Here is a 25,090-nt window from a genome sequence, read left to right as displayed (position 1 = left end):
TGTTCTGTCTTATTGACTCGCATATGCTCCTTAGTCAAAACTTAAAAATTTATGTAAATCTTTCTCAATTTTCGTAAGAAATAGTACCAATAAATATTTGTTTTTAAAGATGCAAATGAAAAATTACAACTAATTGATATTCAAATATTTAAAATTCAAAAAAAAATGTATATTTGTCTTCAATTATTTGTTGATTTCCCCAAATTCAAACAAATGACGATAATAATTTTTATGATGAAAAAAATCCTACTTTTTTCAATAATGCTATCCGCTTTATTGAACTACTCTGTCATGCCTGCCCAGATAGGCGTCGGAACTATCACCCCAAGAGGTGCCCTCGATGTCAATTCGACTACAAATGGCTTTCTATTTCCGCAAATTGCCCTCACCGACAATATTACATCAGCACCTGTTATAAATCCCCAAACGGGCAGTACACCCATAAACGGAACCATAATTTTCAACACCGCTACCGCAGGAACTGCCGGCACTAGTGTTGCACCTGGACACTATTATTGGGGCGGCACACAATGGCTACGCGAAGCAACGGGAGTTGATTGGAGTAAAGCAGGAAATTCAGGAACAGTAGCAGGAACCAATTTTATAGGGACTACAGATGCAATAGGATTAAGAATCAGAACCAACAATATAGACCGGTGGAATATTTCAAATACCAATAATGGTCAGCTCCAATCGTATTCGTTAGGAACAGCACTATTACCGGCTTATTCTTTTCAGACCGATCCAAACACAGGCATTTTTAGTCCTGGCCCCGATAAGTTAGGAGCGACTACCGCAGGTATCGAAAGGATGCAGATTGATTCCAATGGAAAAGTTGGTATCGGAACTTCGTCTCCTACTCATCGTCTACATGTAGTTAACGACGCGGATGGGCAAGGTGTTATGCGAGTTGATAATGCGACAGCGGGCGGTTTCGCAGGAATGTATTTATTTGAAGGCGCTAATTACCGTGGTCATATGGGTTATGTAAATACGCTCGGGACTTCGGGTTTTGGAGGCAAAGGTGCTTACCAACTTGCATCGGGTGATCGTCCTTTGGTTTTCAGCACCCATGCTTCCACCGAATCTTTTCAGGAAAGAATGGTAATTGCGGGCGATGGCAGAGTCGGAATCAATACAAACCCAACTAATATAGCCCCAACAGTTCAGCCCACTTCAAATTTACAAGTGGCGGGTTCGTTTGCCATAGGTGTTGTATCCGTGAGTGCTAACACCACCTTAACAGAAACCACCTGTAAAGTTATCTTAAGTAACGGCGCTGCTAACATTACCGTTGTATTACCAACACCCAGCACATGTGCGGGACGCATGCTGAGTTTTAGCCGCAATGCCGCCTCTACCGGTACCGTTACAATCGACACAGCAGGCACTAACAATATTCAAAATCTGGCGGGTACCGTCACCAGTACCACTACAATTCCATTACATTCTGCGGGCGGCGCAGGTGTCAATGTTCAGTTCTGGAGCAACGGAACCATTTGGTACAGGTAGTTTGATTTACAGCAATGTTAATAAACTTTTATTATGAAAACCAGAATATTTTTAATCTTAACTCTTCTAAGCCTTGCGAACATGGCTGCACAAATAGGGATTGGAACAATTACTCCCCGTGGCGCTATGGAAGTTTTTTCCAACAATAGCGGCGTCGTCATTCCTCAAGTAGCACTAACAGCAAACAATGTATCGGCACCAGTTGTAAATCCTCAAACCGCAGGCGCTCCAATAGCCGGCACAATGATTTATAATACAGCAACGGCAGGTGCAGGTGGAACTGCTGTAACACCAGGCTTCTATTATTGGGACGGCACCATTTGGCTGCCAAAATCCGCCGAGCCCAGCCCTGATTGGAGTATTACCGGAAATGCTGGCACTGTATCGGGGACTAGTTTTATAGGCACAACAGATGCTACGGATTTGAGAATTAAAACCAACAGTACAGATCGTTGGAACATTTCTAATGCCAATAGCGGACAGCTCCAGGCTTATTCACTAGGGACTGCCCTTCTACCGGTATACTCGTTTCAGACAGATACTAACACAGGTGTTTTCAGCCCTTCGGCAGATGCATTATCAGCAACAACAGCAGGAACGGAAAGAATGCGAATTACTTCCACAGGAAGCGTAGGAATTGCTACAACCGCCCCTTCTAATCGGTTACATGTTGTAAATAATGCGGATGGTCAGGGAGTATTAAGAGTGGACAACAGTACAGCGGGTGGTTTCTCAGGCATCGATTTCTATCAGGGAGCCAGTTATCGGGGTCATTTTGGCTACATGCTCACAGGAGGAACTTCTTCTTATGGAGGTAAAGGAGCCTATCAGTTATCGGCCGGAAACCGTCCCATCACTTTTAGTACCGACGCCACAGATCTATATTCGGAAAAAATGATTATTGCAACCGACGGAAGAGTCGGAATCAATACTAACCCTACAAATCTGTCTACACCAGTTCAACCCACCTCAACTTTACAAGTAAACGGTTCTTTTGCAATAGGAATCTGGAGCATTGGCACAACGTATACGTTAGACGGTGATGAAGCGAAAGTGATCCTGACAAACGGAGCTACAAATATAACAATTACCTTACATGACCCGACCACATGCGAGGGACGAATGATAAGTTTTGCCCGAGATGCCTCCTCTACCGGTACGGTAACAATAAACCCAGCTGGCAGCAACAACATTCAGAATTTAGATGGCACGATCACTGAGACAACAACAATTCCTATACACTCTGCATCTGGTGGAGGTGTAAATGTACAATTTTGGTCCAATGGCGTAAACTGGTATAGATAACAAACAAATAACCTACTAGTAATGAAAAAGATTTCATTCATATTATTTACGACTCTGACTTTTTTTACGTTTTCGGAAATCTCCGCCCAGATAGGTTTTGGAACGGAAACTCCCCGAGGCGCCCTTGAAGTAAGCTCTTCAACAAATGGACTGGTACTGCCCCAAGTAGCGCTCACGTCCACAGCTGTATCTGCCCCGGTTGTAAATCCACAAACAGCCGGCGCGCCAGTAACAGGGACTTTAGTCTACAATACTGCGACAGCGGGAGCAGGCGCAACAGCAGTGACTCCAGGTTATTATTTTTGGGACGGAGTACAGTGGATCAGGGAAAGAACCGGAACCAACAATGATTGGAGTACTATAGGAAATGCAGGAACTGTTGCGGGAACCGATTTTGTGGGAACCTCAAGTGCAATCGATTTCAGAATCAAAACCAATAGTACCGATAGATGGAATATTTCCAACACCAATACCGGGCAGCTACAATCCTATTCCTTGGGTACAGTCGCATTACCAATCTATTCTTTTCAGACAGATCAGGATACAGGTATTTTTAGTCCCGCAGCCGATTTTTTAGCAGCTTCCACCGCAGGAACGGAAAGAATGCGCATTGAATCGGACGGAGATGTGGCCATCGGCAACACGTTACCAGGACATCGTTTGCATATAACCAATAATGCTGATAGCGAAGGAGTTTTAAAACTTGACAATGGTATTTCAGGTGGGTTTTCCGGAGTATATTTTTATCAGGCAGCCAGTTATCGAGGTCACTTTGGCTATGTAAATACTGGCGGAGCATCCTCATTTGGAGGAAAAGGAGCCTATCAATTAGCCGCAGGAAACAGGCCTATCGTGTTCAGCACCGCAACCGGCTCGGAATTATTTACCGAAAGAATGGTAATTGCCGTAGACGGGAGAGTCGGAATAAAAACAAATCAGACCAGTACAGACCCAACCGTTCAGCCCACCTCAACTTTACAGGTTAGGGGCTCTTTCGCTGTAAAACCCGTTACTGTAAGTGCAACTTCAGTACTATCAGATAGTGCATGTAAAGTAATTGTCTCCAATGGCGCAACAGATATCACCATCACCCTACCCGACCCGACTACTTGCACAGGACGATTATTAAGTTTTGCGCGTGATACTGGCTCTACGGGAGTAATTACTTTGGACCCAACGGGCTCTGTAAACATTCAAAATCTGAGTGGCACCGTAACTGAAACCACTACAATAGCTTTACATTCTGCAGCTGGAGCTGGTTTAAATATTCAATTTTGGTCTGACGGAACGATTTGGTACAGATAAGGTCAAAGATGACTTAGAAATTTATAGAAAGGCCTTTGTTGTAAATATTGGAGGTCTTTTTCATGGGAATAAGCTTCCCTTTCAAAACTGATATTCATGTACGCTTCCTTTTTATCTTTCAATTGAATCCAGCGAATTAAAAATTCTATTCCGTACCAAATAAAAAAAGGTAAAACCAACATTTCCATTTGTTGGCGGATATGAATGGCCTCATGATTAATCAATACATGCAAATCCTTCTTTTTTTTATTCTTAATGATTACAAATGGGAAGATAGTAAGTCCACTGTAACCTTTTGGAAGTAAAAATTTGGAAACGATTAGAATCATCCGTTTTAAAGTTTATAAATTTCTTCTTTTAAATTTTATTTAGCCAAAGGAAAGAAGTAACCTTGGATAAAAATATTTATTTTTGAAGAAAATTAGAAATAACTGTTTTTATGTCGGTTTGTAGCTATGAATAAGCAAAGTAATGAAAATAAATTAATTGAAGGCGAAGATTTTTATTATACGCCGGAAGGCTACAAATGCTTTACTGAAAAATACCATCTGAAGCGCGGCTACTGCTGCAAAAGTGGCTGTCGTCACTGTCCTTATGGATTTGACAAAAAAACAAGTGATATCAGAAAGAAATAAATTCCAATTCAAATATACATCTTCCAAATAACCCAATAGCAACTCAATGACCTTTCAAGAACAAATCCAGGCAGGAATTCCTAACATATTACCCCAACCAAAACCATTTGAAGCCAATATTAACCACGCACCAAAGCGCAAGGAAATATTATCAGCAGAAGAAAAAAAATTAGCGCTTCGTAATGCATTACGCTATTTCGAACCGCAACATCACGCTGAATTAATAAAAGAATTTGCAGAAGAACTGGAGACCTACGGCCGTATCTATATGTACCGTTTGCGTCCGGATTATAAAATGTATGCCCGGCCAATTTCGGAATATCCCGGAAAAAGTGAACAAGCCAAAGCTATCATGCTGATGATTATGAACAATCTGGACTATGCAGTGGCACAACATCCCCATGAATTGATTACCTATGGAGGAAACGGGGCCGTATTCCAGAATTGGGCCCAGTATCTTTTGACAATGCAGTATTTATCTGAAATGACTGATGAACAAACGCTCACGATGTATTCCGGACATCCAATGGGATTATTTCCTTCACATAAAGAAGCTCCGAGAGTAGTAGTCACCAATGGAATGGTCATCCCTAACTATTCAAAGCCGGATGATTGGGAAAAAATGAATGCGTTAGGAGTATCACAATACGGACAAATGACCGCGGGGAGTTACATGTATATTGGTCCGCAAGGCATCGTTCACGGAACTACTATAACGGTACTGAATGGTTTTCGCAAAATAAAACGCAATCCCGAAGGAGGATTATTCGTTACCTCCGGATTAGGCGGAATGAGCGGAGCACAGCCAAAAGCCGGAAATATCGCCGGATGCATTACCGTATGCGCCGAAGTGAATGCAAAAATAACTCACATTCGCCACAGTCAAGGATGGATAAACGAAGTTATTGAAGATATTAATGAACTGGTAAAAAGAGTCGCTTTGGCAAAAGCCAATAATGAAGTCGTTTCGATAGGCTATCTCGGAAATGTGGTGGACGTATGGGAAAAATTCCATGACGAAAACATCCACATTGATTTAGGATCCGACCAGACATCGCTTCATAATCCATGGGCCGGCGGGTATTATCCTGCCGACCTTTCTTTTGAAGAAGCCAATCAGATGATGGCAGACAATCCGGAACTTTTCAAAGAAAAAGTACAGGAAACATTGCGAAGACATACTGCCGCAATTAACAAGCATACCGCAAAAGGAACTTATTTCTTTGATTATGGAAATGCATTCCTTCTGGAAGCCTCCAGAGCTGGTGCTGATATTATGGCCGAAAATCATTTGGATTTCCGGTACCCAAGCTACGTGCAGGATATTATGGGACCGATGTGTTTTGACTATGGATTTGGACCTTTCCGATGGGTATGTGCTTCCGGAAAACCAGAAGATTTAGTCAAAACCGATAAAATTGCCTGCGATGTGTTGGAAGAAATGATGAAAAATTCCCCTGTTGAAATCCAGCAGCAAATGGCCGACAATATCAAATGGATAAAGGGCGCGCAGGAAAACAGACTCGTTGTGGGTTCCCAAGCGCGAATCTTATATGCCGATGCTGAAGGACGTGTCAAAATTGCAGGCGCTTTTAATGAGGCAATTGCCAAAGGCGAAATTGAAACAGTTGTGTTAGGTCGTGACCACCATGATGTTTCCGGAACAGATTCCCCTTACAGAGAAACGTCCAATATTTATGACGGATCCCGATTTACTGCCGATATGGCGATACAAAATGTCATTGGTGACAGCTTCCGCGGCGCTACTTGGGTATCCATTCATAATGGCGGTGGTGTAGGCTGGGGAGAAGTTATAAATGGTGGATTTGGTATGGTTCTTGATGGAACTAAGGAAGCGTCAAGGCGCTTAGAATCAATGCTTTTCTGGGATGTTAACAACGGAATATCCAGAAGAAGCTGGGCCCGTAACGAAGGGGCAATTTTTGCAATAAAAAGAGCCATGGCGACGCAACCTTTATTAAAAGTTACCATCCCTAATTTAGTAGATGATTCGTTATTGAACAATTAATTTGTTTCAGGTTTAAAGTGTCCGTGAAAACTTTTTGCTTGAGACTTTAAACCTAAAACAAAAAGAAATGAAAGCACTTAAAATCCTCCCCCTCATTATACTCTTCGTATTGGGCTCCTGCAGTTCCGTTAGAGTAAATTCTGATTTTGACAAGAATGTAAATTTTAGTCAGTATAAAACGTACGCCTTCCATAAAAATGGTATTGACAAAGTAGAGATTTCTGATTTGGATAAAAAAAGAATCCTCCGTGCCATCGAGACGGAACTTGGCAAAAAAGGAATGACCAAAAGCGAGAATCCCGATGTACTGGTTACCTTTTTCACAAAAGAAAGAGAACAGGTTGATGTTACCCAATATAATGCCGGTTGGGGTTATGGATGGGGATATGGCTGGAATCCTTATTTATGGGGAGGCCGAACTTATGTTTCAAGTTCAACAGAGGGAACGCTTTATATCGATCTAGTTGATGCCAAGAAAAAAGAATTGATATGGCAGGGCATGGGAAGCGGAGATTTGACTCAGGTACAGGCGAAAAAAGACGAACGCATTAATGAGTTTGTTGCTAAAATTATGGCGCAATATCCACCGCAAACCAAATAATTTACGATATACTTTTGAATCCATTAGCCTACCTTTGCGTAGGCTTTTTTAACACCACTATGAATACCCCAAAAGACATTTCGAATCTTGACGACATTAAATTGTTGGTCGATACTTTTTATTCCGAAGTCCGGAAAGACAATCTTATTGGCTCTATTTTTAATGAGAAAATCGGAAATCAATGGCCGGAACATTTAGGAAGAATGTACCGCTTTTGGCAAACCATATTACTGGAAGAACATACCTACTCGGGCAGCCCTTTTCCGCCTCACGCCCATTTGCCTATCGGAAAAGAACATTTCAGCCGCTGGATGGAAATATTTATAATCACAGTCAATAGGCTTTTTGAAGGCCCGTTAGCGGAGGATGCCAAAATGAGAGCCGAAAAAATGGCCGAAATGTTTCATTATAAGATTGAATACTTCAGAAACACCGGAAAGAAGCCCCTTCTTTAAAATAAGATTTCCAGACCCTTAGCCCAGATTGAAGTGAAAAGCTTTTTGCTAATAGCCGTTTTAGTTTTTTTTGATTTTAAAAAGCGACCGAAGGAAGCTCTTTTAAAATCAATGAAAAAACAACCGGGTTTGCAAAAACTTGTAATGAAAAGCTGGAAATGGCTTCAAAAATTTCGTAATTTTACACCAAATACACACAACAACCTACCATGAACACAGCAATTGAGACCAATCCGTTAATAGAACGCCTGCCCAAGCACCTGAAACAGTTTATCAAACCACAAGATTACAGCGAATACACCCCTATCAATCAGGCAGTTTGGCGTTATGTGATGCGAAAAAACGTAGATTACTTAGGAAAAGTAGCGCACAGCTCTTATTTGGATGGGTTGCGTCAGACAGGAATTTCTATTGAAAGTATCCCGAATATGTATGGCATGAACCGAATTTTGAAAGAAATCGGCTGGGCTGCTGTTGCGGTGGATGGTTTTATTCCGCCAAATGCCTTTATGGAATTCCAGGCCTATAATGTTTTGGTGATCGCGTCGGATATCCGTCAGCTGGACCATATCGAATATACACCCGCACCGGATATTATCCATGAAGGCGCCGGTCATGCCCCTATTATCGCCAATCCGGAATATGCGGAATACCTGCGTCGTTTTGGGGAAATCGGTTGCAAGGCGATTTCGTCTTCCCATGATTATGAAATGTATGAAGCGGTTCGATTGCTTTCGATCCTGAAAGAAGCTGAAGGCACACCTCAGGCTGACATTGAAGCGGCAGAAAACCAAGTGGATTATCTGCAGAACAATATGGGCGAATTGTCGGAAATGGCCCAAATCAGGAACCTGCACTGGTGGACTGTCGAATATGGTCTGATCGGAACTGTTGAAAACCCGAAAATATACGGTGCCGGATTGCTTTCTTCCATTGGTGAAAGTGCTTGGTGTATGACCGATAACGTGAAGAAAATCCCATATGACATTTCGGCTGCCAACCAAAATTTTGACATCACTAAATTACAACCCCAACTCTATGTTACTCCTGATTTTGCTCATTTGAGCCAAGTCTTGGAAGAATTTGCCAATAAAATGGCATTGCGTACCGGCGGTTTATCCGGAATCCGAAAATTGATTAATTCTAAAGCATTAGGAACAATCGAACTCAGTACCGGAATCCAGATTTCGGGTGTATTTACCAATGTCATTGAAGATGACGGAAAACCGGTTTACATCCAGACCACAGGAAAAACCGCTTTGTCCTACAGAGAAAAAGAATTGGTCGGTCATGGAACGGAATATCATGCCGAAGGATTTGGGTCACCAATCGGAGGACTGAAAGGGATCAACCTGGCCATTGAAGACATGAGCCCAAGGGATTTGACTGCATATGACATTTATGAAGGCAAAAAAATCACATTGGAATTCGAAGGCGACATTATCGTTACCGGCGAAATCATTACGGGTTCCAGAAATCTATTGGGGAAAATCATTGCGATCAGCTTTAAAAACTGCACCGTGAAACATAATGACACCATTTTGTTCCAACCGGAATGGGGGAACTTCGACATGGTAGTGGGTAAAAACGTCATTTCTGCTTTTTCCGGTCCAGCCGATGTGAAAAGTTTTGACATGATTACACATGTCCCATCCAGCAAAACCATCAAAGCAAAAACATCTCCCGAACGTGAGGAATTGGAAGGATTGTATCAGAATGTGAGAAACATCCGCGAAGGAAAACCTACTGATGTCTCTCTGGAAAAGACGTTTGCTACATTAAAAGAAAACTATCCTAATGATTGGTTGTTATCGATTGAAATCGCGGAGCTTCTGCAAAAGAACAGCAATCAGGACCTAATGCCGGAAGTATTATCGCATTTGGAAAAAGTAAAACAGGAACGTCCGAAAGTAGCTCATCTGATTAGCGGCGGACTGGAATTGATTTTAGAGAACGAAAAAGTGTAAAACTTATTTATAAAAACAAAAAATCCCAAGTTATGCTTGGGATTTTTTATGCTTTTATTTTTTGGTTGAAATCATTTTCGGTAGTGATTACCTGGTCTTCATATTGTAATTTCCATCCCATGGAATTAGTCAGGATTAAAATTTTGGAGAGCTCACTTATCAATCGGTTTTGCGCATTGGATTTCAAACTTGATTTTCCGATTTTAAGTGCTAGATCCGCTTTAACCTTTTTGTTGATTTTATTGTAATCATCACCGGTAAAAGGGTTGAGTTTACTCTGCTCCACATTATAAAACTGGATATCAGGGCTGATTTTGATTTCTTCTTTGGGAATACGTAAAATCGTAATCATCTTGTTCTTTTCGTCGATATCGTATTTCATCTGACGCAGGTCATAAGCCACCGTAACATCAGCGTTGATGATAATGAGCGCCTTTTTTTCAAAAGAAAGCATATCCATGAAATACTTATCCTGGTCTTTGTAGGTCATGATTTGCGAAAAATGCCCCTCAGTTACGACCAGTTTTCCGACATTCACAATTTGCTGCTGAATCAGATTGGTATTGTATTCCTGGGTGGTTCCGTCGTTGTTTTTGAATCCGCAAAACCGGAATAACAAAAAGATTATTACAACTGCTCCGACTCCTACTAGTATACGCTTTACCATGATTAAAATTTCATAAATGGATATTGAGATACTAATTTACCCTTTTTTTCGGTTAATTGGGCTTCAAATTTGCGATGGCTTTCTGATTGGGGATTAAAAGGGCGATGTGCCATTCCTTTTTGGATAACATTAACTTCCTCCATCGTTTTATAAGCTGCTTCCGAAATCCATGTTGCTGCAAAGCGCTCCCAGATATAATCAATTGCGATTTGGTTTGGATGAATCATGTCTTCGGCATAAAAACGATAGTCACGCAATTCGTCCATCATGATTTCGTAGGACGGAAAATAACTTAGGTTTGCGGATTTCGATTTCAGAACCTGATGAATTGCGGTTATCAAATGGGATTTGCTGATTTGGTTTTCGACAAAACCATCCTTGATATGGCGCACTGGTGACACCGTGAAAATGATTTTAGTGTTTGTGTTTACAGAAGCGATTGATGCAATTATATTTTCCAAACTTTTGGTAATGACGGCAACAGACAACAATTCTTTATCAAACTGCTTTTGCGGCACTTTATGGCAATTGGCAACAATAGTATTGCTTTCTTTGTTTCGGTACACCCACGCCGTTCCTAAGGTGACGATGATATGGGTTGACTGGAGTAATTCTTGTTGCAGCGATTTGACTTTAGCATTCATGTTATGCAATAATTCAGAAGCATCTGTACAGCTCAAATCGGAATGCGCATCAAAGGAATGCCAGCGTTCGTTATGAAAGAATATATCTTCGGAGGTGAATTGCTTTTCGGACACAGCAAAATCAATCAACTTTTCAATAGCCTGCGAATGGAATAAAATTCCAAACGGGTTGGATGTATTTTGAAATTTGAAATAAGTGAATTGCTCCGCCATATTTACCGCAAAGCAGGAACCCAAAGACACGATCCTGGAAGTATAATCTATTGGAGAATTACTTTTAGGAATGGGTATTTGGGTTCTGAACTGCATTTTTTATTTTTATTCAAAAATAGGAATAAAAAAAGAAACCCAAATACATCCATGAGTATTTGGGTTTTTCTAAACGAATCCGTTTTTAAAATCTTATGAATTTATTCGTAGAAGAAATGAATTGTTTCCCCGCCGTAAGAAAAGACAGGGCAATTATCGCTGTTATAGTCATACTGATGTGAATAACTAGACTCTAAAACGTTATCAGAATTATATAGTTTTCCAGTCAGTATATTATTTATTTTACCCTCACCATAAATCATAAATAATTTATTGTATCCAGTAATATTTTTCAGAATACTATTTTTGGTGTCATATGTAAATTCTATTCTAGTATCAAGAATACCTTGGTTATATTCATCAATTCTAATGGCTTCTCCATTGGCATTTAAATAATAAATTCCGGTCCAACCTGTGGCGTTATTTTGGCTGGCAAAATCTCCACTGTATGCTTCAAAAGATACTGTACCGTCTGAATTATAGGTATAGAAAACTTTGCCAGCAGATAAATCCTCGTAATTCAAGTATTTTTTACTTGCGACTCGTTGATTACTGTCATATTCATATATCACCTCAACAACCATTTCTGCATTATTATTGAAGTGTTGGTATCCCGTAATCAAATCCCCCACATAGGTATAACTAAGATATAAAGACCCTCCTGCGTATATACTTACCAATTTATTTCCATTATAATTATACTCAAGGGTAACAGAATTGCTAATAGATCTTTTTAATAATATGGCATTTGAATTTGAGGCACTATCATTAGTACAAGAAGTAAGTACTAACATTAAAGCACCAAAGGCATACATAAGTTTTTGCATTTCTCTAATTTTTTTTACAAAAAAACGACAAAAATTCCTAGTGCCAATTTATTTTTAAAATAAAAAAACCCAAATACTGAGTATTTGGGTTTTGAATTTGGTTATATTCTAACTTCTGATCTTATTGATAGAAGTATTGGTAAACTGTTGGTTTTCCAACAGATGTAAGTTCTGTAGCAGTCGTTGGATAATCAAATGAATTATAGGTGTACTGATACTGATCGTTATCCGTTTTTGCAGTAGCGGACGATGTATATACAGATGACATAATATTATTTGAGGCAGAGCTTAAAGCCGCATCATAATACGTTAATTTATCAAAGCCGGTAATGCTTGCAAATGGAGAATGTTTCCCGTCAAAAGTATACATTGCTGTTTCTGTTACAGTCGCGCCATTAACCTTGTTATAGGTTTCAACCTTACTGATCTGACCGTTAGTCAGGAACACTTTTCTGCTTCTGATTTCGGAAGCGGCATCTTTTAAAGCACCTTTGTATCCGGTAACTGAAATACTCTGGTCAGCGTTGTACACATATACTGCGTTATAGATAACAGCATTATTCGGTTTTACTCTTTTAAAGGCAACCAATTGTTTGTTGGCGTTGTATTCAAATATTTCTTTTGTGGCTAAAAGGTTATTCGAATAGAATTCTCTTGATGCGATAAGATCACCGGTATAAGTATAGGTTACATATTTGTCTTCAGTGGTTACTCTGGACAATTTATTTCCGTTATACGTATACTCACCTGTCGTAACGGTAGTACCGCCATCGATGATAGCAACAGTTTTCTTTAATAAGGTACCGTTAGTATTTGCTATTTTAGCATCTGTCGTGTTCTCTGGGGTGGTGGTGTCAAATTCATCATTTGAACATGAACTAATAAGCACAGCCGTAATAAGGCCTAAAATGCAGCTAAATTTTTTCATAATTTGTAGTTTGTTGTTTAAAATTTTTTGTAAAGAAAGTAAATAAAGCTACTTTGAAAATTAATTTTAACATTAGTTTAATACCGTACATCGTTAAAAATGAGCACTTTATCGATTAAAATAAATACATTCTACCTTATAATCTCAATAAAACAAGGGGTTCCAAAGGGTAATTATAAAATTTTATCGTTTTTGGTTTTTTTCACAAAAAAAAGCGGAAAACCAGGTTTTCCACTTAAATATAACTCACTGACTATTAGTCTATTGTATAAAATCAATTGCTTTTTGCAAAGCTTCGGCAATTCCATCAATATTCTTCCCTCCTGCTGTTGCAAAAAACGGTTGTCCACCTCCGCCTCCCTGAATGTATTTACCCAATTCACGGACTACATTCCCGGCGTTCAGACTTCTTTCCGCCACCAGTTCCTTGGATACATAACAGGTCAGCATTGGTTTTCCTTCTTCGGCTGTAGCCAAAACCAGAAAGACATTCGTTCCCAAATTCCCTAACTCATATGCCAGGTCTTTTGCTCCTTCCGGATTCAGGTCGACTTGTTTTGCCAAAAATTGGATTCCGTTTACTTCCTGTATTTCGGAAACCAACGCCGCTTTCATGTTTTTAACCTTGTCTTTCATCAGACCTTCAATCTGTTTGGTTAGCTTGGTATTTTCTTCCTGTAAGGAAACCACAGCCTTCAAAGTATCCTGTGGATTCTTTAAAGCGGCTTTAATCTCATGAAGCAAGTGTTCATGAGAAGCAAAATGTTCTTTTACCGCATCACTAGTGATAGCCTCGATACGACGGATTCCTGCTGCAACAGCACTTTCACTGGTGATTTTGAAATGCCAGATATCGGCGGTGTTCTTCACGTGGATTCCTCCGCACAATTCCATGCTGTCTCCAAATTTGATGGCGCGGACATGGTCTCCGTATTTTTCGCCGAATAAAGCCATGGCCCCTTCTTCAACTGCCTGAGCAAACGGAATATCCCTGCGTTCTATCAATGGCAACTGTTCCTGGATGCGTGCGTTAACGAAATCTTCCACCTGACGTAATTCGGCATCCGTCACTTTTGAAAAATGTGAAAAGTCAAAACGCAGATAATCAGGACTCACCAAGGATCCTTTTTGTTCCACATGGGTTCCTAAAAGAGTTCGTAGCGCCTGATGCATCAAATGCGTAGCCGAGTGGTTTCTGGAAGAATCGGTTCTTAATTTTGTATCGACTTTAGCCGTAAAGGTTCCGCTCACATTCTCCGGTAGGTTTTTGGCAAAATGCAGAATCAGGTTGTTTTCTTTTTTGGTATCAATAATAGCAACACTTTCATTGGCTGAAATCAATATCCCTTTGTCACCTACCTGTCCGCCACCTTCCGGATAGAAAGGAGTATTATCTAAAACGATTTGGTATAAGACACCTTCCTTTTTACTGTCAATTTTTCTGTAACGGGTAATTTTTACGTCGTTTTCATTTTTGTCATAGCCGACAAAAGTTTCCACATTCCCGGGAATTAAAACAATCCAGTCTTCGGTAGACACTTCGGAAGCAGCTCGGGAACGGGTTTTTTGTTCGAACATCGCTCTTTCAAACCCGGCTTCATCCAAATCAAGCCCTCTTTCTCTTAATATCAATGCGGTTAAATCGATTGGAAAACCAAACGTATCATACAGTTCAAATGCTTTCTGGCCGGAAACAATTTTTCCTTCCGTTGCTTTAATGACATTTTCAAGCAATTGTAATCCTTGGTCCAGTGTTCTTAAAAAGGAGCTTTCTTCCTCTTTAATTACATTCATCACCAGGTTTTTCTGGGAAACGATTTCCGGGAAAGAATCGCCCATCTGATTGCTCAGCGTCTCCACCAATTTATAAATGAATGCTTCCTTGGTATTTAAGAAGGTGAATCCGTAGCGGATGGCACGACGCAGAATCCTACGGATTACATAACCCGCTCCTGTATTCGAAGGCAATTGTCCATCGGCGATGGCAAAGGCCACCGCACGAACGTGATCGGCAATAACGCGGATGGCGATGTTGATTTTTTCCTCGTCTTCGTCTTTTGCTTTGATTGTATATTTTGCTCCGGTAATGCTTTCAATTTTATTGATCAGCGGTGTGAAGACATCGGTATCATAATTGGATTGTACATTTTGCAAAACCATGCAAAGACGTTCAAATCCCATTCCGGTGTCTACGTGCTGCGCCGGCAACTTCTCTAAAGAACCATCGGCTTTACGGTTGAATTCCATAAACACGTTGTTCCAGATTTCCACGACATGAGGATGGTCGTTATTCACTAAATCCTTACCGGAAACTTGTGCTTTTTCTTCGGCCGAACGAATATCCACGTGAATTTCGGAACAAGGTCCGCAAGGTCCCTGATCGCCCATTTCCCAGAAATTGTCTTTTTTGTTTCCTAGCAGGATGCGGTCTTCTGAAATTAAGGTCTTCCAGATATCGTATGCTTCCTGATCGAATGGCACGTTTTCTTCTTCGCTGCCTTCAAAAACAGTCACATAAAGAATGTCTTTGTCTATTTTATATACTTCGGTCAGTAATTCCCAGGCCCAGTTGATGGCTTCTTTTTTGAAATAATCCCCAAAACTCCAGTTCCCCAACATCTCAAACATGGTGTGGTGGTAGGTATCGATACCGACTTCCTCCAAATCGTTATGCTTCCCGGAAACACGAAGGCATTTTTGGGTATCGGCAATTCGTTTGCTTTTTGGGGTACCGTTGCCCAGAAAATATTCTTTGAACTGAGCCATTCCGGAGTTGTTGAACATCAGGGTCGGATCATCCTTTAATACTATAGGTGCTGATGGAACGATTACATGTCCTTTACTTTGGAAAAAATCCAGAAACTGTTTTCTGACGTCTTGTGATTTCATTGCTTTATTTTGGTTAAAAGTCTTAAGTCCAGTGAGCCTAAAACTGCTTCATTTTTTATTTGCTTCATTTGAAAAGTTGAAAAGTTCTCTCGTCTAGCCCTGATGGAAGCGGCATCCCGCGCACTTTTTGCGTGGATACAGCGGACAGCAGGAACAGTATTGATAAAAATGCCAAATGTTTTGCTCTAAAAAACTATTTTAAGGAAACATTTATTAAATTTGTTCGTCTATCCTTACAATTGGTTTCCAATTAACTTTTCAAGGTGCAAAAATAGCATATTTTAAAACATGTCGAAGGTAAAATATTATTACGATTCTGAAAATCTGGCATATCGCAAAATCAAAACTAAAAAGAGCAAGAAATTTGGTTATGTCGTTCTGTTCTTAGTGTCTTCCGGACTATTTGGCGCCTTAAGTTTCCTGATTTTACTGAATACTCCTTATTTTGAAACCCCAAAAGACCGATTGCAGGCCCGTGAGATTGAAAACCTAAAACTTCGATATGCGATTCTGAATAAAAAAATCGACCAGATTGATGAAGTAATGGCCAATATTGAGGAGCGCGATAATAATTTGTACCGTGTTTATTTTAATACGTCGCCTATCCCGGATGAAGAGAGAAAATCCGGATTTCGGGATTCCAACCGATACAAAGAACTGGAAGGATATGATAATTCGCAGCTGGTAATGAATACCACCAAAAGAGTGGACATACTGAGTAAACAATTGGTGATCCAGTCCAAATCGCTGGACGAGATTTTGAAATTAGCGAAAGCAAAAGCCAAGTTACTGGAGGCCATCCCGGCGATACAACCAGTTCGGAATGAAAATCTAAAACATATGGCTTCGGGGTTTGGATACCGAAGCGACCCTTTTACGAAAGTTCGGAAATTTCACGAAGGAATGGATTTTACCGCGAAAACAGGAACACCGATTTTTGCTACTGGCGACGGGGTAATACAAAGGGCGGACAATACGGCTACAGGATTCGGAAACCACATTGTAATCCGACACGGGTATGGGTATGAAACGCTTTACGGGCATTTGAGCAAGTACAAAGCACGCCCGGGGCAGCACGTAAAAAGAGGTGACATCATTGGATACGTAGGCAGTACGGGTCGCTCGGAAGCGCCACACTTACATTATGAAGTGCATAAAAATGGCGAGCCGGTCAATCCGATTAATTTCTATTATGGAAATATTTCCGCCGCCGAATACATTGCCATATCAAAAATTGCTAATCAAGAAAATCAATCACTCGACTAATGCACATAGAATTACCTGAGAAAAGATATTACGGCATTGGGGAAATCGCCAAAGCATTTGACGTGAATGCGTCGCTGATCCGTTTTTGGGATAAGGAATTTGATATCCTGAAACCTAAAAAAAATGCGAAAGGGAACCGCATGTTTACTCCGGAGGACATCAAGAATTTACAATTGATTTACCATCTGGTTAAAGAAAGAGGATTTACGCTAGAAGGTGCCAAAACCCATCTGAAAGAAGGGCAAAAGAAAACCTTAGATAAATTCGAAATAATTCGTAAATTAGAAACCATCAGAACACAATTAACAAATATTAAAAACCAACTTTAAAAACAAAACACATGAGAAGATTTTTGCCTTGGATTATCGGAATAGTAGTACTTTTTTTAATTTACAGCTGGATTAAAGGAATCAACAATACAGCCGTAACCTTAAACCAGAATGTTGAACAGGCTTGGGGAGATGTTCAAACATCCTACCAAAGAAGAAATGACCTTATCGGAAACTTAGTCAATACTGTAAAAGGAGCTGCCGATTTCGAAAAAGGAACCTTGACTGCTGTTATCGAAGCGCGTGCTAAAGCAACTTCCGTTACTGTGGACCCGACGAATATCACTCCGGCTCAATTAGCGGAATTTAACAAAGCGCAAAGCGGTGTGTCTTCTGCGTTATCAAGATTATTGGTAACTGTTGAAGCATATCCGGAATTGAAAGCCAATCAGAATTTCCTAAAACTGCAAGATGAATTGGCCAGCACCGAAAATCAGATCCTGACAGCCAGAACGCGTTTTAACGAAGCGGTAAAACCTTATAACAGCCATATCAAAACATTCCCGAACTCGATGTTTGCCGGATTGTTCGGATTTAAGGAAAAAGCCTATTTCAATGCTGTGGAAGGTGCTGAAAAACCTGTTGAAGTAAAATTCTAAAGCCCCCTAACTCCAAGAGGGAAATTAAAAAACAAAAAAATGTCAGAAGTAGAAAAGTTTTTAACCACAGAAGAAGAACAGGAAATTGTTGAGGCTATTCGTATGGCTGAAAGGGAAACTTCTGGCGAGATAAGAGTTCATATAGAGAAAACAACTTCCGGAGACACGTATGCGCGCGCTCTGGAAGTTTTTCATTTATTGAAAATGGACAATACCAAACTGCAAAACGGAGTCCTGATTTACCTGGCTGTAGATGACCATTCGTTTTTCATTTGTGGTGACAAAGGTATCAACGATATCGTAGGTCGCGATTTCTGGGACTGTACCAAAGACATTATGCAGGCTCATTTCAAGAAAGGGGATTTTAAGCAGGGACTGATTGATGGCATCCGCAGAGCAGGCTCACAACTACAGAAGCATTTCCCATGGGATGATGCCGATTCCGATGAATTATCTAATGAAATATCAAAAGGCTAATGGCTTTACTTAAAACAAACAAATCAATTTTCGGGGCCCTGCTTCTTTTTGTACTGTGCTGCTCGCAAGTGAGCTGGGCTCAGTTTAAGATTCCAGAAAAACCGGATTTCCAGACCAGTGTTTACGATTATGCGAATCTACTAAGCGCTTCTGAGAAAACCAGTTTAGAAGAAAAACTGATCAAGTATTCGGATTCGACATCTACTCAAATTGTGGTAATAACCATTGATGATCTTAAAAATGAAGACATCAATGTATTATCAACCAATTGGGCCCAAAAATGGGGATTTGGAGATGCAAAAAAAGACAATGGGGTTATGATTTTAGTCTCTAAAAATGATAGAAAATTATCTATCAGGCCTGGTTACGGAGTCGAAGACCGATTGGTTGCAGGAATTTGCGGAGAAATTATTAGAAATGTTATTGTACCTGAATTCAAAGCCGGTAGTTATTACAATGGTCTGGATAAAGGCGCAGATGCGATTTTTGATGTCCTGAAAGGAAAATACAAAGGAGAACGAAAAGTCAAAAAAGAAAAAAACTTTCCGATAATGCCCATCATCATTATCATCATCATCATTTTGTCAATCATCTCGAGAAACAAAAGAGGCGGCGGCGGAAGTTCAGGCCGTGGACCAAGCTTATTCGACGCTATCATCCTAAGCAGTTTAGGACGCGGTAGTTTTGGCGGAGGTTCATCCGGTGGTGGATTTGGCGGCGGCGGCGGCGGTTTCGGCGGTGGTTTCGGTGGCGGAGGATTTTCCGGTGGCGGAAGTAGCGGAAGCTGGTAAAGAAAGATTTAGATATAAAAAAAGCTGCGGATTGCAGCTTTTTTTATTTTTTTAATCCTGATTTAAAACATCATCCTATTTCGGGCTGGTTTTTCCTTACCCGCAAATTTTTCAATTTTGTAAGTCAGTGAGAACATCGCATAACGTTTTAAAACAATATTTTCTTCATCCCGAATTGCAGATGGAGTTATGGTCCTTGTGGCACTTTGATTCTGGTTCAGCATATCATAAACCTTTACTTTAGCCGTCATCTTTTTATTCAGAAAATTATAAGACAAACTGGTGTTCCATAAATAGAAATCTTTTTTGAAGCCATCAGCAATATTCGAATTATACGTATACCCGAAGTCATTTCCGAAAACCCAATTCTTAGGCCAGTAATTGGTGGTCTGGATATTAAATCGATGCAACATATTGGTAGCCGAATTCACCGAATAATTGGTGTATTTTGTATCGCTGTAGGTAAAATTATACGTTGGATTTATAGTCAATAATTCTCCGTATTCATAGGTAAAACTAGCACGCGGTGTCAGTCGTAATGATTTTGCTTCAAATCCTTCCATGACCAACGGAGCACCTGTCATCTCTCTCCCAATAACACCTTTTGCCATCCCGAAATTCGCGCTGCCTCCCAACCCAAATTTAAAAGTGTGCGCTTCTCTTTTTATGGTTTTATTCCAATTTCCACCAAACCAGGATGTATATGTACCGGAAGCATTTACATAAGAAGTCGTCCGTTTTCCATTGGTATGATAAATCGTAGAGGAAACCACTTGATTTTCATAAAAGTTTCCACCCATGTAAATACTGTAGCCCGATTTGGTAGCCGTGTTAAAATCCCTTAAACTAAGATAAGCTGTATGGTATTTATTAGGATTTAGATTTGAATTCCCAATAGAAGTATTAAGCGGATTGGATTCGTTTGGTACCTCCAGAATTTGGCTCGCGGTAGGAAAATCGGCCAGGTAATAGTAATTTGCCCATACGGATTTTGATTTACCAAATTTTAAATTTATATAAGCATTCGCATACGGCAGCATGTAGGTTTTATTCACATCTGCAACATCGTTTCGATATAGGGAATGATTGTCGAATTTAGTAATGGAAGTTCCGGCTTCTAAATTGAAATTAAATTTTTTCTTATTAATGCTAAAACCAGACTTTGGAGTTATTGTTCTGCTTGTAGATGTATAATAACTGGTCAGTTTATCATTCTCGACTGAATATGATTGAGCCACTTCATCAAAATCGTACGCTATTCTGTCTTCAGACACTTTTTTCCATTTATACTCTACTGCTAAATTAACTTTCAAAGAATCCTTTAAAGGCTCGGCGTATTCTATTTCTGTGAAATACGAATCTTTTACATTCCTGTTTCTTTTGATTTGGTCTCGTATCTCATCCGGATCAATGTCGGTATAATCAATTGTATTCGATTTATTCAATGTGTTAACCTCCTCTTTCCCATTTTCGTTCTCAAAGGACAGGCTTAAGAACCTCCCTTTTCTTTTAAAGGATTTATTAAAATTAATTGAATTGGAAAAAACATTGTTTTCACTTGTATCAAAACTTTCCGACAAACTCTCATATAATAGCTGATTGTTTTCATCTTTTTGGGATTCGAAAGAGTTACTATCATAGCTATTGATTGATTTAGCAAATTTTGGAGCAACTACAAAAGTTGTTGTCGAATCAATTTTATATTCCAATTCAAAACTGAAATTATGGCCTAAGCGTTCTTCATATGTTTTCGCATTGGATTCCGTTGTAAGATCTCCTGAACCCACAAAAGCAACTTGTTTCGTTCTGTTTAGATTTTCTGAATTGGAATTCGTGAAAAAATAACTTCCGTTGGTTTCCACCTTTTTACCCCATTCATCACCATAATTCAGTCCCACCATATCCGACTGCGTTATCCCTTTTCCGCCACCAAAACGCATGTTACCAATCCCATAAGTCCCGTCACTATAGCTGGAATACGATACATTACGTCCACCTCCCATATTATCAAAGACTTCGTCCATCGAAAATCCGGTAGAATTGATATTGTTGGAGGAAGCCAGAACACTTATCTTTCTTTTATTCTTGAAATAATTAATCAATGCGCTGCTTTCATACCGCTCATCTGTTCCGTAGCCGCCCATGAATTTTCCGAAAAAACCCTTATTTTTATCCTCATCGATGGTCAGGTTAATACTGGCATTATTGGAACTTGAAACCTGTCCCGCCAATTCTTCTTTTTTGGTTTTAGTATCCGATATCTGTACTTTATTGATAATGTCGGAAGGAAGGCTTTGCAACGCAATTTTTCCGTCTTTGTCAAAAAAAGGTTTTCCGTTAACCAAAATCTGATTGACTTCCTTGCCATTTACCGTGATTTTCCCATCTGTACCCACTTCTACTCCGGGCAATTGCTTGAGTAAGGTTTCGACATTTGAATCCGGGCGTACTTTAAAAGAGGATGCATTGAATTCCAGAGTGTCTTTCTTTATCCTGATCGGTGGTGCTTCACTTTTTATCACCACCTCATTTAGCGTATTTACTATTTCCTCCAAATGCAATATCCCAAAATCCTTATTTTCTGTAAGGGTAGTGATTTCCTGTCTAAAGGTTGCATATCCCTGAAACGATATTTTCAAGAAGAAAGGCTTGGTAATTTTTCGGGTATCGATTTTGAATATCCCATTTTTATCCGAAATTGTATAATCGATAACAGAGGAATCCTTTACAGCTGTTAAATAAACGGTAGCGGCCTCAATTGGAACCTGTGTGTTTTTGTCGTGGATTTTACCTTTAAGAGTAATGTTGCTTTGCGCAAAAGAAGAAAAACTTACGAATAAGAAGAAAACGATGGTGTAGATTTTAGGCATAAAAAAATTTCGCTGTTGATATATTTGGGTATATAAACAGCGAAATAAGTCATTTAGTATCGTTAGGAATAATTTCTTACAGAAATTTTAACAAAATTATTTTTCTCTAATGTAAATATCGATAGGAACTCCCGAGAAATCCCAATTTTCACGAATTTTATTTTCAAGGAAACGTTTGTAAGCTTCTTTTACATACTGCGGTAAATTGGCAAAAAACACAAACTGCGGCGTTGGTGTTGGCAACTGCATGCAATATTTTATTTTCACATATTTCCCTTTCAAAGCCGGTGGCGGATATCCTTCGATTACTTTCAACATATAGTCGTTAAATTTCGAAGTCGGGATTCGCTGTTGTCTGTTTTCATAAACCTGAACCGTCGCCTCCAATGCTTTCAATAAACGCTGTTTGGTCAAAGCGGAAACGAAAAGAATCGGCACATCGGTAAATGGCATTAACTCCTTGCGTATTTTTTCTTCATAATCACGGGTAGACATAGTATCTTTTTCGACTAAGTCCCATTTGTTTACCAGGATGATAACTCCTTTTCTGTTTTTTTCGGCAAGCCAAAAAATACTTTGATCCTGTCCTTCAAATCCACGTGTGGCATCAATAATCAGGATACATATATCTGCATGTTCGATGGCACGCACGGAACGCATCACCGAATAAAATTCTAAATCTTCTTTTACTTTTGCTTTACGACGGATTCCGGCGGTATCCACCAAGTTGAATTCGAATCCAAAACGGTCAAATTTCGTATCGATCGCATCACGGGTTGTTCCGGCGATATCGGTCACCATAAACCGTTCTTTACCAATCAAAGCATTGATAAAACTGGATTTTCCGGCATTAGGTCTTCCTACAACTGCAAAACGAGGTAAAACAACTTCTTCCTGAACCGGTTCTGGTTTTACCGGGAACGCATCAATCAATGCATCCAATAAATCTCCAGTTCCGCTTCCTGAAATACTCGCAAAAGTGTAATATTCTCCTAACCCAAGGTTATAAAACTCCAGAGCGTCTTTTTCACGCATGGAATTATCCACCTTATTAACAGCAAGCAAAACCGGCTTGGTCACTTTACGCAACAAACGGGCAACAACATCATCCATTGGGGTAATACCTTCTTCGACATCAACCACAAATATGATAACATCTGCCTCATCGATGGCCAGTTCCACTTGTTTGCGGATCTCACCTTCAAAAACGTCGTCAGAACCTTTTATGTATCCTCCGGTATCAATTACCGAAAATTCCTTTCCATTCCATTCGCTTTTCCCATAATTCCGGTCACGGGTTACCCCTGAAACTGAATCGACAATCGCTTCTCTTCTTTGTATCAATCGATTAAAAAGGGTCGATTTACCTACGTTTGGTCTTCCTACAATGGCAACAATGTTGTTCATAATGCTTTTTCAAATATTAACTTCGTCAGTCCTACCGCTTTTCAGTTTCGGGCTGCAAAGGTACGTTTTTTGTTTAACGTATCAGGTTTAAAGTTTTCAGGAGCTATTCCTGCTATTCACTATATCTTTTCCTGCTTAAAAAAGCAGCAAAAGGATACCGCTACTATCAGGGCTAGACACTATCAAATCGACAAACTACTTCTTATTGGTTATAACCAAAACGCTTCAGCATGTTGGCGTTGCTTCTCCAGTTTTTATTGACTTTAACAACCAGTTCGATGTGGATTTGTTTTCCGAAAAACTTCTCTAAATCAGCACGGGCATCCACTCCTACTTTCTTTAAAGCGGCTCCTTTATGTCCGATGATGATTCCTTTTTGGGTTTCGCGTTCGACCATAATCAACGAACGGATTCGGATGATGTTCTCATCTTCAAAAAACTCTTCAGTAACGATTTCTACCGCATATGGAATTTCCTTGCTGTAATTCAACAGGATTTTTTCACGAATGGTTTCGTTTACGAAGAAACGCTCTGGCTTATCGGTCAGTTGGTCTTTTGGATAATACGCTGGTGATTCAGGTAATAATTGGATGATTCTTCCAAAAACTTCTGGCACATTAAAGTTCTGTAGAGCTGAAATAGGAAAAATCTCCGCATTCGGAACCTTGGCAGCCCAAAAAGCGACTTGCTCTTCTAATTTTTCCTGATTGGAAGTATCGATTTTATTCAACAATAATAAAACCGGAATTTTGGCATGGATGATTTTATTGAAAAAAGCCTCATCCTTCAGATCCTGCTCTCCAATTTCGACCATATAAATTAAAACGTCAGCATCTTCAAAAGCGGATTTAACGAAATTCATCATCGATTCCTGCATTTCGTATGCGGGTTTGATAATTCCAGGCGTATCGGATAGGATCATCTGAAAATCTTCACCATTGACGATCCCCAGAATACGGTGACGTGTTGTTTGTGCTTTAGAGGTAATAATGGATAATCTTTCCCCGACGAAAGCGTTCATTAGCGTTGATTTCCCAACGTTTGGATTTCCGATGATGTTTACAAAACCTGCTTTATGTGACATTTTTAATATAATTTATGCTGCAAAGGTAGTCATATCAAGTCAATAGATAAAATAAAACATTTTTTAAATAGTTTTTGTTGCCGGAATGGAATTTCGTTGTACCTTTGCACTCGATACATCGCGGGATAGAGCAGTAGGCAGCTCGTCGGGCTCATAACCCGAAGGTCACAGGTTCGAGTCCTGTTCCCGCTACT

22 protein-coding genes and 1 tRNA gene are annotated in these 25,090 nt (G+C 39.9%); 14 read left to right on the top strand and 9 right to left on the bottom strand.

Annotated features, from left to right (window positions below):
• Positions 1-213: 213 nt before the first annotated feature.
• From FNW07_RS10970 to FNW07_RS10960, 3 genes are read left to right on the top strand one after another with little or no spacing between them, the layout of a single operon-like run.
• Positions 214-1,512, top strand: coding sequence for a hypothetical protein (locus FNW07_RS10970; protein WP_126744426.1), 1,299 nt, complete (start codon positions 214-216; stop codon positions 1,510-1,512).
• A 33-nt stretch (positions 1,513-1,545) separates the two neighbouring features.
• Positions 1,546-2,817: a hypothetical protein gene (locus FNW07_RS10965; protein ID WP_126744425.1), complete on the top strand. Its 1,272-nt coding sequence runs from the start codon at positions 1,546-1,548 to the stop codon at positions 2,815-2,817.
• Between the two features lie 21 nt (positions 2,818-2,838).
• Positions 2,839-4,122 (top strand): hypothetical protein, encoded by a 1,284-nt coding sequence (locus tag FNW07_RS10960; RefSeq protein WP_126744424.1) that lies wholly within the window; start codon positions 2,839-2,841, stop codon positions 4,120-4,122.
• A 2-nt stretch (positions 4,123-4,124) separates the two neighbouring features.
• Here FNW07_RS10960 and FNW07_RS10955 read toward each other — a convergent pair whose 3' ends face one another.
• Complete coding sequence (locus FNW07_RS10955; protein ID WP_126744423.1) at positions 4,125-4,451, bottom strand: hypothetical protein; 327 nt, start codon at positions 4,449-4,451, stop codon at positions 4,125-4,127.
• Between the two features lie 126 nt (positions 4,452-4,577).
• Here FNW07_RS10955 and FNW07_RS10950 point away from each other — a divergent pair, with 126 nt between their 5' ends.
• The 5 genes from FNW07_RS10950 to FNW07_RS10930 all read left to right on the top strand — a co-directional run bounded on the left by FNW07_RS10950 (position 4,578) and on the right by FNW07_RS10930 (position 9,809).
• Complete coding sequence (locus FNW07_RS10950; protein WP_126744422.1) at positions 4,578-4,757, top strand: DUF5522 domain-containing protein; 180 nt, start codon at positions 4,578-4,580, stop codon at positions 4,755-4,757.
• A 46-nt stretch (positions 4,758-4,803) separates the two neighbouring features.
• The gene (locus tag FNW07_RS10945) at positions 4,804-6,786 is read left to right on the top strand and encodes a urocanate hydratase (RefSeq protein ID WP_126744421.1); all 1,983 of its coding nucleotides are present in this window, start codon (positions 4,804-4,806) and stop codon (positions 6,784-6,786) included.
• A 67-nt stretch (positions 6,787-6,853) separates the two neighbouring features.
• Positions 6,854-7,387 carry a DUF4136 domain-containing protein gene (locus tag FNW07_RS10940; protein WP_126744420.1) on the top strand — a complete coding sequence of 178 codons (534 nt, stop codon included), beginning with the start codon at positions 6,854-6,856 and terminating at the stop codon, positions 7,385-7,387.
• A 59-nt stretch (positions 7,388-7,446) separates the two neighbouring features.
• A complete protein-coding gene (locus FNW07_RS10935) occupies positions 7,447-7,842 on the top strand; it encodes a group III truncated hemoglobin (RefSeq protein ID WP_126744419.1) in 396 nt (131 codons plus the stop codon).
• Between the two features lie 209 nt (positions 7,843-8,051).
• Positions 8,052-9,809 carry an aromatic amino acid hydroxylase gene (locus tag FNW07_RS10930; protein ID WP_126744418.1) on the top strand — a complete coding sequence of 586 codons (1,758 nt, stop codon included), beginning with the start codon at positions 8,052-8,054 and terminating at the stop codon, positions 9,807-9,809.
• 46 nt (positions 9,810-9,855) lie between these two features.
• On the opposite strand, the gene FNW07_RS10925 is transcribed toward FNW07_RS10930, so the two are convergent.
• From FNW07_RS10925 to alaS, 5 genes are all read right to left on the bottom strand, one after another.
• Positions 9,856-10,476 carry a DUF4230 domain-containing protein gene (locus tag FNW07_RS10925; protein WP_126744417.1) on the bottom strand — a complete coding sequence of 207 codons (621 nt, stop codon included), beginning with the start codon at positions 10,474-10,476 and terminating at the stop codon, positions 9,856-9,858.
• Positions 10,477-10,478: 2 nt separating this feature from the next.
• Complete coding sequence (locus FNW07_RS10920) at positions 10,479-11,429, bottom strand: GSCFA domain-containing protein (protein ID WP_126744416.1); 951 nt, start codon at positions 11,427-11,429, stop codon at positions 10,479-10,481.
• A 101-nt stretch (positions 11,430-11,530) separates the two neighbouring features.
• Positions 11,531-12,256, bottom strand: coding sequence for a hypothetical protein (locus FNW07_RS10915; protein WP_126744415.1), 726 nt, complete (start codon positions 12,254-12,256; stop codon positions 11,531-11,533).
• A gap of 121 nt (positions 12,257-12,377) precedes the next feature.
• On the bottom strand, positions 12,378-13,184 hold the full coding sequence (locus FNW07_RS10910) for a hypothetical protein (protein ID WP_126744414.1): 807 nt from the start codon (positions 13,182-13,184) through the stop codon (positions 12,378-12,380).
• A 261-nt stretch (positions 13,185-13,445) separates the two neighbouring features.
• Positions 13,446-16,073, bottom strand: coding sequence for an alanine--tRNA ligase (gene alaS, locus FNW07_RS10905; RefSeq protein WP_126744413.1), 2,628 nt, complete (start codon positions 16,071-16,073; stop codon positions 13,446-13,448).
• A gap of 288 nt (positions 16,074-16,361) precedes the next feature.
• On the opposite strand from alaS, the gene FNW07_RS10900 reads away from it, so the two are divergent.
• From FNW07_RS10900 to FNW07_RS10880, 5 genes are read left to right on the top strand one after another with little or no spacing between them, the layout of a single operon-like run.
• Complete coding sequence (locus FNW07_RS10900) at positions 16,362-17,339, top strand: M23 family metallopeptidase (protein ID WP_126744412.1); 978 nt, start codon at positions 16,362-16,364, stop codon at positions 17,337-17,339.
• Positions 17,339-17,668: a MerR family transcriptional regulator gene (locus FNW07_RS10895; RefSeq protein WP_126744411.1), complete on the top strand. Its 330-nt coding sequence runs from the start codon at positions 17,339-17,341 to the stop codon at positions 17,666-17,668. The genes FNW07_RS10900 and FNW07_RS10895 overlap by 1 nt, the downstream gene beginning before the upstream one ends.
• Positions 17,669-17,679: 11 nt before the next feature.
• Complete coding sequence (locus FNW07_RS10890) at positions 17,680-18,267, top strand: LemA family protein (protein WP_126744410.1); 588 nt, start codon at positions 17,680-17,682, stop codon at positions 18,265-18,267.
• 39 nt (positions 18,268-18,306) lie between these two features.
• A complete protein-coding gene (locus FNW07_RS10885; protein ID WP_126744409.1) occupies positions 18,307-18,744 on the top strand; it encodes a TPM domain-containing protein in 438 nt (145 codons plus the stop codon).
• Positions 18,744-19,535, top strand: a complete 792-nt coding sequence (locus FNW07_RS10880) for a YgcG family protein (RefSeq protein ID WP_126744408.1) — start codon at positions 18,744-18,746, stop codon at positions 19,533-19,535. Before FNW07_RS10885 ends, FNW07_RS10880 begins: the two co-directional genes overlap by 1 nt.
• Positions 19,536-19,597: 62 nt before the next feature.
• Here FNW07_RS10880 and FNW07_RS10875 read toward each other — a convergent pair whose 3' ends face one another.
• The 3 genes from FNW07_RS10875 to era form a co-directional block, all read right to left on the bottom strand.
• Positions 19,598-22,405 carry an outer membrane beta-barrel protein gene (locus tag FNW07_RS10875; protein ID WP_126744407.1) on the bottom strand — a complete coding sequence of 936 codons (2,808 nt, stop codon included), beginning with the start codon at positions 22,403-22,405 and terminating at the stop codon, positions 19,598-19,600.
• A gap of 96 nt (positions 22,406-22,501) precedes the next feature.
• Entirely contained in the window at positions 22,502-23,812 is a 1,311-nt protein-coding gene (der, locus tag FNW07_RS10870; protein ID WP_126744406.1) for a ribosome biogenesis GTPase Der, read from the bottom strand.
• 202 nt (positions 23,813-24,014) lie between these two features.
• Positions 24,015-24,896 (bottom strand): GTPase Era, encoded by an 882-nt coding sequence (gene era / locus FNW07_RS10865; protein WP_126744405.1) that lies wholly within the window; start codon positions 24,894-24,896, stop codon positions 24,015-24,017.
• A 119-nt stretch (positions 24,897-25,015) separates the two neighbouring features.
• On the opposite strand from era, the gene FNW07_RS10860 reads away from it, so the two are divergent.
• A tRNA-Met gene (locus FNW07_RS10860) sits at positions 25,016-25,088 on the top strand.
• The last annotated feature ends 2 nt before the right edge of the window (positions 25,089-25,090 follow it).

This window comes from Flavobacterium sp. GT3R68 (assembly GCF_007109225.1).
Classification (GTDB): domain Bacteria; phylum Bacteroidota; class Bacteroidia; order Flavobacteriales; family Flavobacteriaceae; genus Flavobacterium.
This window is presented reverse-complemented; position numbering and strand designations above follow the sequence as displayed.